This window comes from Micromonospora sp. NPDC005203 (genome assembly GCF_042872705.1).
Lineage (GTDB): Bacteria > Actinomycetota > Actinomycetes > Mycobacteriales > Micromonosporaceae > Micromonospora.
On record NZ_JBIAKV010000005.1, the window covers coordinates 1 to 16,425 of the forward strand.

General features: G+C 72.5%; 14 protein-coding genes. 7 read left to right on the forward strand and 7 right to left on the reverse strand.

Annotated features, from left to right (window positions below; translation table 11 throughout):
• Nucleotides 1-125: 125 nt before the first annotated feature.
• The 5 genes from ACFYPM_RS13660 to dnaK form a co-directional block, all read right to left on the reverse strand.
• A complete protein-coding gene (locus ACFYPM_RS13660; RefSeq protein ID WP_387195469.1) occupies nucleotides 126-320 on the reverse strand; it encodes a hypothetical protein in 195 nt (64 codons plus the stop codon).
• A gap of 137 nt (nucleotides 321-457) precedes the next feature.
• Nucleotides 458-898 (reverse strand): heat shock protein transcriptional repressor HspR, encoded by a 441-nt coding sequence (locus ACFYPM_RS13665; protein ID WP_387196385.1) that lies wholly within the window; start codon nucleotides 896-898, stop codon nucleotides 458-460.
• A gap of 30 nt (nucleotides 899-928) precedes the next feature.
• A complete protein-coding gene (dnaJ, locus tag ACFYPM_RS13670; RefSeq protein ID WP_387195472.1) occupies nucleotides 929-2,110 on the reverse strand; it encodes a molecular chaperone DnaJ in 1,182 nt (393 codons plus the stop codon).
• Between the two features lie 159 nt (nucleotides 2,111-2,269).
• Nucleotides 2,270-3,028 carry a nucleotide exchange factor GrpE gene (locus ACFYPM_RS13675; RefSeq protein ID WP_365065629.1) on the reverse strand — a complete coding sequence of 253 codons (759 nt, stop codon included), beginning with the start codon at nucleotides 3,026-3,028 and terminating at the stop codon, nucleotides 2,270-2,272.
• Between the two features lie 48 nt (nucleotides 3,029-3,076).
• Entirely contained in the window at nucleotides 3,077-4,939 is a 1,863-nt protein-coding gene (dnaK, locus tag ACFYPM_RS13680; RefSeq protein WP_387195475.1) for a molecular chaperone DnaK, read from the reverse strand.
• 220 nt (nucleotides 4,940-5,159) lie between these two features.
• Between dnaK and ACFYPM_RS13685 the strand changes: the two genes are divergently transcribed.
• Genes ACFYPM_RS13685 through ACFYPM_RS13695 form a run of 3 tightly spaced genes read left to right on the forward strand, consistent with a single transcriptional unit; the run spans nucleotide 5,160 to nucleotide 9,964 of the window.
• The gene (locus ACFYPM_RS13685; protein WP_387195478.1) at nucleotides 5,160-7,001 is read left to right on the forward strand and encodes an ABC transporter; all 1,842 of its coding nucleotides are present in this window, start codon (nucleotides 5,160-5,162) and stop codon (nucleotides 6,999-7,001) included.
• Entirely contained in the window at nucleotides 6,998-8,683 is a 1,686-nt protein-coding gene (locus ACFYPM_RS13690) for a GTPase (RefSeq protein ID WP_387195481.1), read from the forward strand. Before ACFYPM_RS13685 ends, ACFYPM_RS13690 begins: the two co-directional genes overlap by 4 nt.
• A 57-nt stretch (nucleotides 8,684-8,740) precedes the next feature.
• Nucleotides 8,741-9,964, forward strand: coding sequence for a hypothetical protein (locus ACFYPM_RS13695; protein ID WP_387195484.1), 1,224 nt, complete (start codon nucleotides 8,741-8,743; stop codon nucleotides 9,962-9,964).
• 84 nt (nucleotides 9,965-10,048) lie between these two features.
• Here ACFYPM_RS13695 and ACFYPM_RS13700 read toward each other — a convergent pair whose 3' ends face one another.
• Together ACFYPM_RS13700 and ACFYPM_RS13705 are read right to left on the reverse strand one after the other, a co-directional pair.
• Complete coding sequence (locus ACFYPM_RS13700) at nucleotides 10,049-10,672, reverse strand: phosphatase PAP2 family protein (protein ID WP_387195487.1); 624 nt, start codon at nucleotides 10,670-10,672, stop codon at nucleotides 10,049-10,051.
• Nucleotides 10,673-10,777: 105 nt separating this feature from the next.
• Complete coding sequence (locus ACFYPM_RS13705) at nucleotides 10,778-11,668, reverse strand: hypothetical protein (RefSeq protein ID WP_387195490.1); 891 nt, start codon at nucleotides 11,666-11,668, stop codon at nucleotides 10,778-10,780.
• 562 nt (nucleotides 11,669-12,230) lie between these two features.
• Between ACFYPM_RS13705 and pdhA the strand changes: the two genes are divergently transcribed.
• From pdhA to ACFYPM_RS13725, 4 genes are all read left to right on the forward strand, one after another.
• Nucleotides 12,231-13,406 carry a pyruvate dehydrogenase (acetyl-transferring) E1 component subunit alpha gene (gene pdhA / locus ACFYPM_RS13710; protein WP_387195493.1) on the forward strand — a complete coding sequence of 392 codons (1,176 nt, stop codon included), beginning with the start codon at nucleotides 12,231-12,233 and terminating at the stop codon, nucleotides 13,404-13,406.
• Nucleotides 13,406-14,395, forward strand: coding sequence for an alpha-ketoacid dehydrogenase subunit beta (locus tag ACFYPM_RS13715; protein ID WP_387195496.1), 990 nt, complete (start codon nucleotides 13,406-13,408; stop codon nucleotides 14,393-14,395). Before pdhA ends, ACFYPM_RS13715 begins: the two co-directional genes overlap by 1 nt.
• 5 nt (nucleotides 14,396-14,400) lie before the next feature.
• The gene (locus ACFYPM_RS13720; RefSeq protein WP_387196388.1) at nucleotides 14,401-15,858 is read left to right on the forward strand and encodes a dihydrolipoamide acetyltransferase family protein; all 1,458 of its coding nucleotides are present in this window, start codon (nucleotides 14,401-14,403) and stop codon (nucleotides 15,856-15,858) included.
• 218 nt (nucleotides 15,859-16,076) lie between these two features.
• Nucleotides 16,077-16,214: a hypothetical protein gene (locus tag ACFYPM_RS13725; RefSeq protein WP_357243345.1), complete on the forward strand. Its 138-nt coding sequence runs from the start codon at nucleotides 16,077-16,079 to the stop codon at nucleotides 16,212-16,214.
• The last annotated feature ends 211 nt before the right edge of the window (nucleotides 16,215-16,425 follow it).

The window sequence follows — 16,425 nt, forward strand, 5'->3', positions numbered from 1 at the left end:
GCCCGCACTCATGACGACGAACGGGCCGCGACCCCCACCCTGGCATCACCGCGTCCCGGCCCGCACTCATGACGGCGTGCGGGCCGGGACCCCCCGTGGGTCCCGGCCCGCACGTCGGTCACCGGTCAGTCCTGCTTGCGTTCAGTTTCGGCTCGGCTCCGGTCGCCGCCATGGTCGCCCTGTTCGGCGAACCGGCCCTCGACGATCCGGTCCCGGTAGGTCCCCTCGGTCACCTTGTCGAACTTCTTGCGGACGGTCTCGGCCAGGTCGTCCAACCGATCTTCCGTCTGCTGGGCGACCTTCTTCGCCGGTTCCGCCATCGCTCCCCCTCGCCATGCCGATAGGTCCGTATTAAGCCGATTGGACCCGTATCAACAGGCTAACCGAAGCGGCCCGGACCGCGCCGGGGAATCCGGTGCCGTCCGGGCCGAGAAGACAGCTCCGGATGTGCGGCAGGTCAACGATCGGGAGTACGACGGGGTCGCCACACCACAAGCGCGGTGGACGTGCGATGGGTCGGCACGAGATCCCGTCCCGGAAAGCGGGCGAGTGATTCCAGCTCGGCCACCCGTCGGTACGCGGCGTCCAGCTCCGCCTCCAGTCGGGCCACCCGCTGCTGCGCCTGCTCCAACAGCCGCTCCAGCCCGATGATCCGCTTGACGCCGGCCAAATTGATCCCGTCGTCCTGACTGAGCCGCTGCACCTCGCGCAGCAGCACCACGTCACGGACGCTGTACCGACGTCCGCCACCAGCGGCCCGGCCGGGCTGCACCAGCCCCAGCCGGTCGTACTGGCGCAGGGTCTGCGGGTGCATCCCCGCCATTCGAGCCGCAACCGAGATCATCAGCACCTTGGCCTCGTAGGCAGGGTCACCCGAACCGAGGAACTCGCCCGACATCCCGCTCACCTCCGCGTCCCTTCCACCGGACTAACTGACCCGACGCACCCGAGCCTCGAGATGGTCCCGGGCCGCTGGCGGGCTCTGCTCGGCGAACGCCTCCAGCGCGGTGCGCGCCTCGTCGGACACCCGGGCCGGCACCACCACGTCCAACGTGACCAGCAGGTCGCCGGCCTGCCCGTCGCGGCGGACCACACCCTTGCCCCGGGCGCGCAGCACCCGCCCGCTGGGCGTCCCGGGCGGGACCCGCAGGGTCACCGCGCCGTCGAGCGTGGGCACCCGCAGGTCCGTGCCGAGCACGGCCTCCGCGAAGGTGATCGGCACGCTCAGCGTCAGGTCGTCGCCGGTACGCCCGAACAGCTCGTCCGGCCGAACCTTGACGTGCACGAACAGGTCACCAGCCGGGCCGCCGCGCTCGCCTGGCTCACCGCGCCCGGCCAACCGGATGCGCTGACCGTCGGCCACGCCGGCCGGGAAGCGCACGTTCATGGTGCGCGTCTTGGTGACCCCGCCGCTGCCGTGGCACTCGGGGCACTTCTCCTCGACCACCGTGCCGACGCCCTGACAGTTGCGACACGGCTCGGAGAAGCTGAACGACCCCTGGTCGCGGGTGGTCACCCCGGCACCGTGGCAGACCGGGCAGGTCCGCGGCTGGGTGCCGGGCTTGGCCCCGTTGCCGTGGCAGGTCTCGCAGACGCCCGGCGCGCGCAGTGTCAGGGGCAGCGTCACCCCGCGCACCGCGTCGCCGAAGTCAAGTGCCACCTCGGTCTCCACGTCCCGGCCACGGCCCGGACCGCGGGGCGCCGCCTGCCCGCCGCCCTGGCCGCCACTGAAGATCGAACTGAACAGGTCCTGGAAGCCGGCGCCGCCGAAGCGACGATCGCCGGCCCCGCCGCCGCCGAACATGTCGGAGACGTCGAACGGCATGCCGCCCGGCTGACCCGCGCCACGGGCGTTGCGCCGGAACGCACCCGAGCCGAACAGCGAGCGCATCTCGTCGTACTCGCGACGGCGGCCGGCGTCCGACAACACGTTGTACGCCTCGGACGCGGCTTTGAACCGCTCCTCCGCCTTGGCGTCGCCCGGGTTGTGGTCCGGGTGCGACTCCCGGGCCACCTTGCGGTACGCCTTCTTGATGTCATCCGCGGAGGCGGCCTTGTCCACGCCGAGCACGGCGTAGAAGTCCTTCTCGATCCAGTCCTTGGAACTCACCGGTCCACCCCCTCTCGACCGTCGCCGCCCGGCCGTGGCCCCCCCCCCCCCGCGGGGGGGGGGGGGCGCCCCCCGGGCCCCCCCCCCCCCCCCGGCCCCCCCCCGCCCGCCCCCCCCCCCGGGGGGGGGGGGGGGGCACGGCCCGGTCACTGCTTCGCACTATTCCGGATCCGCGACCGCGACCAGCGCGGGGCGCAGCAGCCGCTCACCGAGCTGGTAGCCGCGCCGCATGACCTGCACGCAGGTCGGCTCGGTGACCTCGGCCGAGGTCTGGTGCGCGACCGCCTCGTGGCGGGTCGGGTCGAACGGGTCGCCCTGTTCGCCGAAGGCGTTCAGGCCGAACTTGCCCAGCGCGGTGGTGAGCTGTTCCGCCACCGTGCCGAACGGCCCGACCAGGTCGCCGTGTTCCCGAGCCCGGTCCAGGTCGTCGAGGATCGGCAGCAGCGCGGCAAGCACCGAACCGGTCGCCTGCTCCTGCACCAGGTTGCGGTCGCGGTCGACCCGCTTGCGGTAGTTGGCGTACTCTGCCGACACCCGCTGCACGTCCCGGGTCCGCTCGTCCAACTCGGCCCGGAGCGCCTCCATCTCGGCACCGAGCGACGTGCCCGTGCCGGCGCCGTCAACCGGCTGCGCCGGGGCGTCCACCACCGGCGGACCGGACGGCTCCGGACCATCGGTGGAGTTGACCTCGACCTCGATCTCGTCGACCACGACCTCGGCGTCCTCGACCAGACCCTCGGCCGGCACACCGGTCTCCGCGTCGGCGGCGGTGCCCTCCGGCTCCGCCGTGTCGACGAGCTTGCGCTTGTTGCGGATGACGACCCGCTCCCCGTCGCCGGTGGTCGGCTCCGTGGGCGCGGAGCCACCCGGCGTCGACCCGGTGTCGCCCGGGTCGGCGGCTCGTGGCTTCTGCGTCATGCGGCTACCTCATCCCCTTCGCCGTGACCAGGTGTCGGAGGCCGACGGTCACTTCTTGCCGTCCTCGTCCACGATTTCCGCGTCGACCACGTCGTCGGCACCGCCGGACTGCGGGCCGGGCTGGGCGCCGGTCGCACCCGGGCCGGCCTCGCCACCCGGCTGCTGACCCTGCTCGGCCTGAGACGAGTAGAGCAGCGAACCGGCCTCCTGGGAGACCTTCGCCAGCTTCTCGTGGGCGGACTTGATCTTCTCGATGTCCTGACCGCCGAGGGCACCGCGCAGCTCGCCGAGCGCCTCGTTGAGCTGCTCCCGGTTTTCACCGGGCAGCTTGTCGCCGCTCTCGGCGAGGAACTTCTCGGTCTGCCACTGGAGCGCCTCGGCCACGTTGCGAGCCTCGGCGTCGTCGCGGCGACGCTTGTCCTCCTCCGCGTGCTCCTCGGCGTCCCGGCGCATCCGCTCGATGTCGTCCTTCGGCAGCGAGGAGCCACCGGTGATCGTCATCTTCTGTTCCTTGCCGGTGCCCAGGTCCTTGGCGTGCACGTTGACGATGCCGTTGGCGTCGATGTCGAAGGCGACCTCGATCTGCGGCACGCCGCGCGGCGCCGGCGGGAGACCGGTCAGCTCGAAGGTGCCGAGCTTCTTGTTGTAGGCCGCGATCTCCCGCTCACCCTGGAAGACCTGGATCAGCACCGACGGCTGGTTGTCGTCCGCCGTGGTGAAGACCTCGGAGCGCTTGGTCGGGATGGTGGTGTTGCGCTCGATCAGCTTGGTGAAGATGCCACCCTTGGTCTCGATGCCCAGGCTCAGCGGGGTCACGTCGAGCAGCAGGACGTCCTTGACCTCACCCTTGAGCACACCGGCCTGGAGGGCGGCGCCGACGGCGACGACCTCGTCCGGGTTGACGCCCTTGTTGGGGTCGCGGCCGGTGAGCTGCTTGACCAGGTCGGTCACGGCCGGCATCCGGGTCGAACCGCCGACCAGGATGACGTGCTCGACGTCGGAGATCTTGATCCCGGCGTCCTTGACGGCCTGCTCGAACGGGCCCTTGCAGCGGTCCAGCAGGTCCTGCGTCATCCGCTGGAACTCGGCGCGGCTGAGCGTCACGTCGAGGTGCAGCGGGCCGGCCGCGCCGGCGGTGATGTACGGCAGGTTGATGTTTGTGGTGGTGGCGGCGGACAGCTCGATCTTGGCCTTCTCGGCGGCCTCACGGAGGCGCTGGAGGGCCATCTTGTCCTGACCGAGGTCGATGCCGTGCTCACCACGGAACGTCTTGACCAGGTGGTCGATGATCCGCTGGTCCCAGTCGTCGCCACCGAGCTGGTTGTCACCGCTGGTCGACTTGACCTCGACGACGCCCTCGGCCAGCTCCAGCAGCGAGACGTCGAAGGTGCCGCCGCCGAGGTCGAAGACCAGGACGGTCTGCTCCTTGGAGCCCTTGTCCAGCCCGTACGCCAGGGCGGCCGCGGTCGGCTCGTTGACGATCCGCAGCACGTTGAAGCCGGCGATCTCGCCAGCCTCCTTGGTGGCCTGGCGCTGGCTGTCGTTGAAGTAGGCCGGAACGGTGATCACCGCGTCGGTGATCTGCTCGCCCAGGTACGCCTCGGCGTCCCGCTTGAGCTTCATCAGCGTCCGGGCCGAGATCTCCTGGGGGGTGTACTTCTTGCCGTCGATGTCGACGGACCAGTTCGTGCCGACCTCGCGCTTGACCGAGCGGATCGTCCGGTCCGGGTTGGTCACTGCCTGGCGCTTGGCGACCTCACCGACGAGCACCTCACCGTTGCGGGCGAACGCGACGATCGACGGGGTCGTCCGCGAGCCCTCAGCGTTGGCGATGACGGTGGGCTCACCGCCCTCGAGAACGCTGACGCAGGAGTTCGTCGTGCCGAGGTCGATACCGACCGCACGTGCCATCTTCGCTTCCTCGCTTCATAAGGTTGTGCAGGTGACGGGCGTCGCCCGTGGGCTGCTGGCGAACACCGCCGGCAGCGGGCCCCACCACAAGTTGAGTGAACTGGACTCAATAGTGCCACGCGTTGGCGAATCGTCAAGTCGGGTTGAGTCAACCCGACGCAACCCACCCGTTACTACCGTCCGGTTGTCTTCCCTTGCATCGGTCGGGCACGCTTTAGCGGTGACGACGCCCGGCGATTCCGCCACCCGTTCCGGCGTGCCCGCCGTCGCAGCCCGCACCGGTCCGCCGGACGCCGCGGAGGAGCCGCCCGCCACCACCGGGGACGACGGCCTCCCCGGCGCCCTGTCGGGCCTCCGGGAGGCGATCGGTGCGACCCGGTACCCCCTCGCGCTGCCCTCCGCCGGCCCCGCCCGGCACACCGCCACCGCCCTCGCCGACCAGCTCGACGACTACCTGCTGCCCCGGCTCGCCCGGCTGGACGCCCCGCTTCTCGTGGTGGTCGGCGGCTCCACCGGCGCGGGCAAGTCGACACTTGTCAACAGCCTGGTCAAGGCCCGGGTCAGCGCCGCCGGCGTGCTCCGGCCGACCACCCGCTCCCCGGTGCTGGTCTGCAACCCGTCCGACGCGGCGTGGTTCCGGCAGGGCGACCTGCTGCCCGGCCTGACCCGCACCACCGAGCCGAGCGACGACCCCCGCGCCCTGCACCTCGTCACCGCCCCCGCCCTCCCCGCCGGGCTGGCCTTCCTCGACGCGCCCGACATCGACTCGGTGGTCGACGCCAACCGGGCGCTCGCCACCCAACTGCTGGCCGCCGCCGATCTCTGGCTCTTCGTCACCACCGCCGCCCGATACGCCGACGCGGTGCCCTGGGAGCTGCTGCGCAGCGCCCGGGCGCGCGGCGCGGTGATCGCCATGGTGTTGGACCGGGTGCCCGCCGAGGCCACCGAGGAGATCGCCGCGCACCTGACCGAGATGCTCGCCGAACAGGATCTCGGCCGGGCGCCGCTGTTCGTGTTGCCGGAGACCTGGGTCGACGGGCAGGGACTGCTGCCCGAGGGCGCGACCGCGGCGCTCGCCGACTGGTTCGCCCGGCTGGCCGGCGACGCGGACGCTCGGGCGGCGGTGGTCCGCCAGACGCTGGACGGTGCGCTGGCCGCGCTGCACCCCGCCGTCGAGGAGTTGGCCGACGCCGCCGACGAGCAGGTCACCGCCGCCGACGGACTGGACGACCGGGTCCGTTCCGCGTACCGGGGTGCCGAGCGCACCGTCGAGCAGGGGCTTCAGGACGGCCGACTGCTCCGGGGCGAGGTGCTCGCCCGCTGGCAGGAGTTCGTCGGCACCGGAGAGTTCTTCCGCACGCTGGAGGCACGGATCGGCCGCCTCCGGGACCGGGTCGTCGCCGCTGTCACCGGTCGACCGGCACCCGCCGTCGAGCTGCGCAACGCCATCGAGTCGCAGCTGGTCACGCTACTGCGCGGGGTGGCCTCGGAGGCTGCCGAGTCGGCGTACACGGGTTGGCAGGCGCATCCGGCGGGCAGCGAGCTGCTCGAGCCGGCGCTCGCCCACCCGAGCGACGACCTGCCCGAACGCGCCGAACGGATGGTGCGGGACTGGCAGCGTGGGGTGTTGGAGCTGGTCCGGGTCGAGGGCGGCGACAAGCGGTTCGTGGCCCGCACCGCCGCGTACGCGGTCAACGCCACCGGCCTGGCCGTGATGATCGCCGTCTTCGCCTCCACCGCGTTCATTCCGACCGGGCTGGAGCTGGCCACCGGGGCCGGCACCACGGTCGCCGCGCAGGCCGTACTCCAGGCGATCTTCGGCGACCAGGCGGTGCGTACCCTGGCCGCCAAGGCCCGCACCGACCTGCTGGCCCGGGTGCGGACGCTGCTCGACGCGGAGGCCGACCGGTTCCTCAGCCGCACCGCCGACGCCCGCCCCGCCGCGGACGTCGGCGACGGGCTGCGCCGGGCCGCCGGCCGGGTCGAGCTGGCCCGGCACCGCAGTGGCCTGTCCGCTGGCGGCGACACCCCGCCGGCCCGCGACGAGGAGGGCTTCCGGTGACCAACCTCACCGGCCGGGTACGCGAGGCGTTCCGCGGTGACCAGCGGGTGGACGCCGACGCGCTGATCGCCCGACTGGACGCGGTACGGCGCTTCCTGACCGCGGTGGACGGCCTGCTGCCCGACGCCGAACTGGTGCCCGCGCACACCCTGGTCGAGCGGGCCGGCACCCGGCTGACACTGTCCCGGGACCACACAGTGGTCGCGCTGGCCGGTGCGACCGGCAGCGGCAAGTCGAGCCTCTTCAACGCGTTGGCCCAGCTGGAGCTCTCGCCGGTGGGGGTCCGCCGGCCGACCACCGGCGTCACCCACGCCTGCGTGTGGGGGCCGTTGGCGGGCGCCAACCAGTTGCTCGACTGGACCGGCGTGCTGCCCCGACACCGCTTCGTCCGGGAGAGCGCCCTGGACGCGGACGACGAGACGGCGCTGCACGGACTGGTCCTGCTCGACCTGCCCGACTTCGACTCGGTGCAGCGTTCCCACCGCCTGGAGGTGGACCGGCTCCTCGGCCTGGTCGACCAGGTGGTCTGGGTGGTCGACCCGCAGAAGTACGCCGATCGGGTCATCCACGACAGCTACCTGCGCGAGTTCCACCGGCACCGCGACGTCACGGTGGTCGTGCTCAACCAGGCCGACCGGCTGTCCCCGGCCGAGGTGCCCCGGGTCCTGGACGACCTGCGTCGACTGCTCGACTCGGACGGGCTCACCGGGGTGCCGCTGCTGTCCACCACCGCCATCGACCCGGCCGGCATGGTGGGGCTGCGCGGCGCGTTGGAGCGGACCGTCGCCGAGCGGCAGGCCGCGCTGCGCCGACTCGCGGGTGACGTCGACACGGTCGTCGCCGGCCTGGACGAGTTGGTCGGCTCGGCCCGCCCCACGGGTGGACCGGGCAACTCGACTGTCGACGGGCTGAACCGGGCGTTGGCCGGAGCGGCCGGCGTGCCCGCGGTCACCGCCGCCGTGGAGCAGGCGTACCGGCATCGGGCCGGCGCGGCCACCGGCTGGCCCGTGGTCCGGGGTTGGCGGCGGCTGCGACCCGACCCGCTGCGGCGACTGCACCTGCCCGGCCCGACCGGCGGCCGGGACGACCCGGCGGAGAGTCTGGTCGCGGCCACCTCGGTGCCGGAACCATCGGCCGCCCAGCGCTCGGCGCTGAGCCTCGCGATCCGCGCGGTGGCCGATCGGGCCGCCGCCGACCTGCCCGCCGCCTGGCCCGGAGCGGTGACCTCGGCCGCCCGGTCCCGCCTCGGCGACCTGCCGGACGCGCTGGACCGCACGATCGCCGGCACCGACCTCGGCCTGGACCGTCGACCGCTGTGGTGGCGGGCCGTCGGCGGTGTCCAGTGGCTGGTCACCCTCGCCGCCGTGGTGGGGCTCGGCTGGCTTGCGCTCGGGTACGCCCTGCGAGCACTGGGCCTGCCGGCGCTGGACAACCCGACGGTCGGTCAGGTGCCGCTGCCCACCCTGCTGCTGCTCGGCGGCCTGCTGGCCGGGCTGCTGGTGGCGGCGTTGACCCGCCCGGTGGTGCGCTGGGCCGCGCGGCGTGCCCGAGCCCGAGCCGAGCAGCGGCTGACGGCGAAGGTCGCCCTGGTCGGCGAGGAGTACGTGCTGGCACCGGTGCGGACCGTGCTCGACTCGTACGCGCAGGCGCGCGACGCGCTGCGGGACGCCGCCCACCGCTGACGCCTCGCACGGCTCGCTACCGCTCTCCATCGGCCCCGGGCGGCGTAGGGTCGGAGCATGGCCACGCCTGAGACCCCCTACGACGCGGTGCTGCACGCCGCACGCGACGTGACCAAGCTGGAGTCCGCCCTCGACGCCGAGATGCTCGGCAGCGCGCTGCTGGGCAGTGTCTACGCCATCGCGGAGACCGACCGCGACACCGCCGTACGGGAGTTCGTCACCGGGTTCCTCGCCGCCACCGCCCGTCGCCGGGTCGCGGCGGCGACCACCATCCGGCAGGTCTTCGCCGCGCTCGTCCCGGACGCCGGGGGCGCCGATCGGGTCCGTCCGGGCAGCCAGGCGCCCCCCTGGTCCGGGCAGCTCGGCCGGGTGCACCTCACCGGCACCTGGGCGTACGGCGACGTGTACGGCGACCAGACCTCCTACCTCGCCACCTTCGCCTACGACGACGCGTCGGGCGGCACCGAGCACGCGTTGGTGGCCCTGGTGGACCACAACATCGGGATCACCAAGGACATCTTCGTCGGCGGCCCGGCGGAACGGATCCTGGACCAGGTCCGGCAGATGTGCGCCGACGACGAGTTGACCTGGTTTCGTACCGAGAATCCGGCCCGGCTCCGGGGCGAGGTGGCCCGCCATCTCGCGGTGACCGACGACCTCAGTGAGCTGCCCGGCGAGGGTTCACTCGCCACCGACCGGGCGCTCGTCGGTGCCCGACTGGCGCTGCTGCCCACCGCGGCCGAGCCGACCGGCCCGGCGGCGGTCGAGCCGCTCTCCGCTGCTGAGCGCACCGACCTGGTCCGGCAGTTCCTCGCCGCGCCGGAGGCCGCCCGCTTCGGGTTGGACGCCGTCGACGGCGCGGAGTTGGCCTCACTGCACTTCTGCCTGAGCCTGGTGCTGGACCACTCGGCGAGCTTCCCGGACGGCGACCCGATGCGCTGGAGCCCGGCGGTGTCCGGGCTGTTCCTGCTCGACTGGGTGCACCGCCGTGCGGTGTTGGACATGGACGACGCGGCGATGCTGCCCCGGGTGCTGCGCGCCTGGGCACGGTACGCGTCCCGCCAGCGCGGACTGCCGGAGGCGGCGGCGACGCGCACCGACGAGGCGATCGAGGAGATGGTGCCGGAGTTCGCCCGCCTCTACTCGACGGGTGAGCGGCGCAGCCCGGCGACCGCGGCGGTGGCGCAGCTGATGGCCGACGGGGTGGACCCGGACGATCCGGCCGCTCTGGACGCCTGGATCGAGGCGAACCGGCACCGCCTCGCCGACGACGGCGCCTGACGGTTTACCCGGGGCGGGCGACACCCCGTCCGCCCCGGCTCTCGTCCGCCCCGGCGGCGGGCCTCGGTCGGGAGCAGATCGCGGTCAGCGCAGCGCGCCGAAGACCACTGCGGCGATCAGCGCGCCGAGCACACCGCCGGCGAGCACCTGCGACACCGTGTGGTCCCTGAGCCGCACCCTGGACCAGCCGACCACCACCAGCAGCGGTGCCGCGACGACCAGCCGGGTCCCGAAGGTCAGCATCAGGATGACGAGTGTGCCGGCGGCCACCGCCGAGTGGATCGAGATCTTCCACCAGTGGCTCACCGACACACTGACCACGAGACCGACGAGCCCGGCCACGGCCAGCGCCAGCACCGGGCGGGGCGCGCCGAGGACGACGAGCAGGACGAGCCCTGCCGTCACCGAGGCGAGGCCGACCAGCAGCGGGGCGCGGCGCTGCTCCCGGCGGCCGACGTGGTGGTCGGTGAGGCGGCCACGGCGTACCCCGCCGACGACGTAGGCGAACGGAATGCCGATGACGAAGAGCGTGGCGAGCAGACCCCAGACCAGGCCCTCACCCGGGCGGCGCGCGCTGTGCCAGCTCACGGTGATGATCAGCAGCGACACGAGCACGGCCGGCGCGCTCACCTCGGTGACCAGCCGGGCGACCCGCAGCCCCGGGCCGGGTCGGGTGGTGACCGGGCGGAGTCTCGCACCGCCGCCCACGTCACCCCCTCCGGTACGTGCCTGACGCCGGCACACCGCCGGCACCGGATGGGTCACGCCTGAGGGTCACCGTACCGTCGGGGCGTCAACCGTGGGGTGCGTTGGTCAGGCCACCGGGGAACCACCGACCGGGTGCGTCTGCGATACGACCGGAGGCGTCGGGACCGCTGGGCCGGGCCGGCTGGTCGGTGACGCGGGAGCGGCGGGTGACCCGGGGGTGGTGACCGGCGCTGACGGCGCCCTGGTCGGTACGGCGGTCGCGGTGGGGACGTCGGTCGGGCTCGGACCCAGCGTGGGCGTCGGATCCAGCGTGGGCGTCGGATCCAGCGTCGGCGTCGGATCCAGCGTCGGCGTCGGGTCCAGCGTCGGCGTCGGATCCAGCGTCGGCGTCGGGTCCAGCGTCGGGGTGGGGCCGGGATCCGTCGGGTCAGGTTCGGTGGGGTCCGGGTCAATGGGGTCGGTCGGGTTGGGATCCGGGAGGTCGGTCGGCGGGCCGGTCGTCGGCGCTGGCGGGCCGGCCGGCGGCATGGCGGGCCAGGTGCCGCGGGAGGGCTTCGGCGCCAGCGGCGGGTAGGTCGCCGGTCGACCGGGCCCCGTGCCGGTCACGGTCTCCGATCCGGGCCTCTCCGAGGTACGCCGGGGAGCGGCGGGCAGCCAGCCGCTGGTCGGGCCGACGCTGGGTGTGCCGGGTGGTGGCAGCGCCGGCTGGCTGGTCATCGGCATCGGGATCACCACCGGCCCAATCGACGGGGTCGGGATGAACGGGGTGCTGCTGTCGGGCAGCGCGGTGCTGCCCGGGGTGGCCGAGCCGGCGCTGATCGCGGCGAGAATGGGCATCGACGCGGTGCCGGCCAGCAGTGCGACGGTCAGCAGGTAACCCCGGGAGGGCCCGCCCGCGCCGGGGGCGCGGTGGACGCCGACCACCCGGCGGTAGCCGCCGGCGGACCGATGCCGGCCGAGTGCTGGCGGGCCGGGACCGTCACCTGGCTCGTACAACGCGCACCCCTTGTTGTCGGCCGTCAGTGGACATGGATGGACGCCGCGTCATCGCTTGGCCGCCACCGCCGCCAGGCTCGCCGCCGTCAGCTATAAAACAGGCATATAACCCGACAAAGATGATCCTGCGGGGATCAGCCTGGCCCAGTCACCCTCCGTCAGCCAACCTCCACCGCGTGTCGACACGCCGGGCTGACCGAACCGTGACGAATCAGTGCCGGAACGTCTCGGAACGGCAGGCCGGCAGGAGGGCGACAAACAGCGGCAAAGGGTGGGCGGTCGGAATACGGGGCGGGCGTACTGTGGGCGCGCTCACCTGCTCTGCGAATATGGAGCACGACGGCAACGCAGCCGTGACCTCCGCGCACCCACGCGGCAGGCGCGGCCCGGGGCCGGCGCTCCCGATCCGGGTTCGGCCAGAACCCGGCTCACGCCGTGCGGCAACCCCCACCGGGGCTAGGCGCGGCCGCCAGGAACCGGTCCGGCAAGAGCCGGACAGGCGCACGAGTTGCGTGGCCGGGTGACCCCCCGGTGCCGACGCAGACACGACAGGGAGAGACCGATGGCAAAGGGCGACCCCGGGGGTACCACCCGCGGCAGGCGGGCGACACCCCGCTCCAAGAAGGGCACGGCCGGCGACCCCGAGCTGGTGCAGCTGCTCACCCCCGACGGCGAGCGGATCGACAGCGCCACCGGGCCGGACGGCACCGAGTACCGCGTCGACTTCACCGACGAGGAATACCGCGGGCTCTACCGCGACCTGGTGCTCGTCCGCAAGCTGGACGCCGAGGCGACCGCTCTCCAGCGCCAGGGCGAGCTGGGTCTCTGGGCCAGCCTGCTCGGCCAGGAGGCCGCGCAGGTCGGCTCCGGGCGCGCCCTGCGGGCGCAGGACATGGCCTTTCCGACCTACCGCGAGCACGGCGTCCTCTACTGCCGGGGCATCGACCCGATCATGCCGCTCGGCCTGTTCCGCGGTGTCGACCAGGGCGGCTGGGACCCGAACGAGTTCAAGTTCAACATGTACACGATCGTCATCGGCGCGCAGACCCTGCACGCGACCGGGTACGCCATGGGCATCACCATGGACGGCAAGGTCGGCACCGACGACGGCGAGGCCGCGATCGCCTACTTCGGCGACGGGGCCACCAGCCAGGGCGACGTGAACGAGGCCTTCGTCTGGGCCAGCGTGTTCAACGCCCCGCTGGTGTTCTTCTGCCAGAACAACCAGTACGCGATCTCCGAGCCGCTGGAGCGGCAGACCCGCGTCCCGCTCTACCAGCGGGCCGCCGGCTTCGGCTTCCCCGGTGTACGGGTGGACGGCAACGACGTGCTGGCCTCGTACGCGGTCACCCGCACGGCGCTGGACAACGCCCGGCACGGGCAGGGCCCGAGCCTGATCGAGGCGTACACCTACCGGATGGGCGCGCACACCACCTCCGACGACCCGACCCGCTACCGCATCGCCAGCGAGGTCGAGGCGTGGCAGGCCAAGGACCCGATCGCCCGGGTCAAGGCCTTCCTGCAGAAGCAGCAGATCGCCGACGCGGCCTTCTTCGCCGAGGTGGACGAAGAGGCCCGCCGCGAGTCGGTGCACCTGCGTGAGCGGGTGCTCGACATGCCCAACCCCGAGCCGGTGACGATGTTCGACCACGTCTACCCGAACGGGTCTCCCCTGCTCGACGAGCAGCGCGCGCAGTTCAGCCGCTACATGGAGTCGTTCGAAGGGAGCGCCCACTGATGGCCACGGAGACGCTCACCCTCGGCAAGGCCCTCAACACCGGCCTGCGCCGCGCCCTGGAGACCGACCCCAAGGTCATCATCATGGGCGAGGACGTCGGCAAGCTCGGCGGCGTCTTCCGGATCACCGACGGGCTCCAGAAGGACTTCGGCGACCAGCGGGTGATCGACACCCCGCTGGCCGAGTCCGGCATCATCGGCACCGCGGTCGGTCTCGCCATCCGCGGCTACCGGCCGATCTGCGAGATCCAGTTCGACGGCTTCGTCTACCCCGCGTACGACCAGATCGTGTCGCAGGTGGCGAAGATGCACTACCGCTCGGGCGGCAAGCTCAGCATCCCCATGGTGATCCGGATCCCGTACGGCGGTGGCATCGGCGCCGTCGAGCACCACTCCGAGTCGCCCGAGGCGTACTTCGCGCACACGGCCGGCCTGAAGGTGGTGACCTGCTCCAACCCGCAGGACGCGTACGTGATGATCCAGCAGGCCATCGCCTCGGATGATCCGATCGTCTTCCTGGAGCCCAAGCGGCGCTACTGGGAGAAGGGGCCCGTCGACCTGGACGCGCCGTTGTCCGAGGCGTACCCGCTGCACTCGGCCCGTGTGGTGCGGCCCGGCACGGACGTGACCGTGCTGGCCTACGGGCCGATGGTGCGGACGTGCCTGGAGGCGGCGACCGCCGCCGCGGAGGACGGCCGGGAGTTGGAGGTCATCGACCTGCGTTCGCTCTCCCCGCTGGACCTGGCGGCGGCCTACGAGTCGGTGAAGCGCACCGGCCGCGCGATCGTGGTGCACGAGGCGCCGTCGAACATCGGCCTCGGCGCCGAGTTGGCCGCCCGGATCACCGAGGAGTGCTTCTACTCCCTGGAGTCGCCCGTGCTGCGGGTGACCGGCTTCGACACCCCCTACCCGGCCTCCCGGGTGGAAGAGGAATACCTGCCCGACCTCGACCGAGTGCTCGACGCCGTCGACCGCACCTTCGGCTGGTGATCGACATGTCCCGGATCAAGACGTTCAACCTGCCCGACCTGGGCGAGGGGCTGACCGAGGGCGAGATCCTGGCCTGGCTGGTCAAGGTCGGCGACACGATCGAGCTGAACCAGCCGATCGTCGAGGTCGAGACGGCCAAGGCGGCCGTGGAGATCCCGGCGAAGTGGGCCGGCCAGGTGCAGGCGATCCACCACCCGGAGGGCACCACGGTCGAGGTCGGTACGCCGATCATCGCGATCGACACCGACCCGGGTGCCGGGCCGCTGGACGCGCTGTCGACCACGGCCACGCCCAGCGCGGACCTGCCCACCCCGTCGGCGGCTTCGCTGGCGGCGGTGGAGGTGGCACCGGCCGAGGGCATGATCGAGCCGGGCCTGATCGGCGGTGCCGCCCCGGGCGGGCGGACGGCGGTGCTGGTGGGCTACGGCCCGCGTACGACCGCCGCGAAGCGCCGCCCGCGCAAGGGCGGCGTCCCGGCGCAGGCCGCATTGGCACCTGCTCCGGCGGCACCTGCTCCGCAGCCGGTGGTCGCGCCCGTGGCGGCGCCGGCTCGTAACGGGCAGTCCGCGATGGCAGCCGGTGGGCTGGTCCTGGCCAAGCCTCCGGTGCGCAAGCTCGCCAAGGACCTCGGGGTCGATCTCGGCACGGTGACCGGGTCGGGGCCGCTCGGCTCGATCACCCGGGAGGACGTGCAGCGGGCGGTGAGCGGCGCCGTCGTGGTGGCGGAACCGCTCGCCGCGACGACGGCTCCCAGCTTCGGCGCGGACCGGGAGCAGCGCATCCCGGTCAAGGGGGTCCGCAAGTTGACCGCCGAGAACATGTCCCGCTCGGCGTTCACCGCCCCGCACGTGACGGAGTTCCTGACCGTCGACGTGACCCGGGCGATGAAGGCACTGGACCGGCTCCGGGGTCGGCGGGAGTGGCGCGACGTGCGCGTCTCGCCGCTGCTGCTGGTGGCGAAGGCGGTGCTGTTGGCGGTACGTCGGCACCCGATGGTCAACTCGACCTGGGCCGGCGACGAGATCGTGGTGAAGGAGTACGTCAACCTCGGCATCGCGGCGGCCACCGAGCGCGGTCTGATCGTGCCGAACGTCAAGGATGCCGGCCGGCTCTCGTTGCGGGAGTTGGCGGACGCGCTGACCGACCTGGTGCAGACGGCGAAGTCCGGGCGTACCTCGCCGGCGGCCATGTCCGGCGGCACCCTGACCATCACCAACGTCGGCGTGTTCGGGGTGGACACCGGCACGCCGATCCTGCCGCCGGGTGAGTCCGCGATCCTGGCCCTCGGCGCGGTGCGGGAGATGCCCTGGGTGCACAAGGGCAAGGTCAAGGTGCGTCAGGTCACCACGCTGGGGCTGAGCTTCGACCACCGGATCATCGATGGTGAGCTGGGTTCGAAGTTCCTCCGCGACGTCGGCGACTTCCTCGCGGATCCGGAGGCGGCGCTGCTCGCCTGGACCTGATCGTTCGAGACGCCAGCCACGGCCGGTGTGCCACGGGTTAACGCCCGGCACACCGGCCGTGTCCGTTGGGCGACGTAACCGTTGGTCGGATGGCTTGTTGACCTTCGATTGTTAGGCGGGTGTCTCAGCTCACCTAATAATCGTTGGAAGTTCCCCGGCTTCTGCTGTTGAATAGACACATCAGGGGCTGACAACCGAATAGCTAGGGGGACCCACCAATGAGCATGATCGAGCGAATCCGCAACCACCGCGACGCCACCCGCCGCGCCCGTGCCATCGAGCACGCGCTGCGCTCGGCGAACACGCCGGCAGTTCGCGAGGAACTCCTCGTCATCGCCCAGCGTCACATGAGCTGACGCTCCACGACATTCCGCACCTCCTCCAGATCGATGGCCCACCCGGCCCACCGGGTGGGCCATCGGCGTTCCCGGCCACCCGCCACCGGGATTCCGCCCTGCCGCAGCGCCCGGTACGGTGGGCTTCGGTCGCCGCCCGCCGACCCGGCAGAGGCCGAGCAAACCGAAGCTGCTCGACACCGACCGGCAACGGGGAGTGACGACCGGGCTC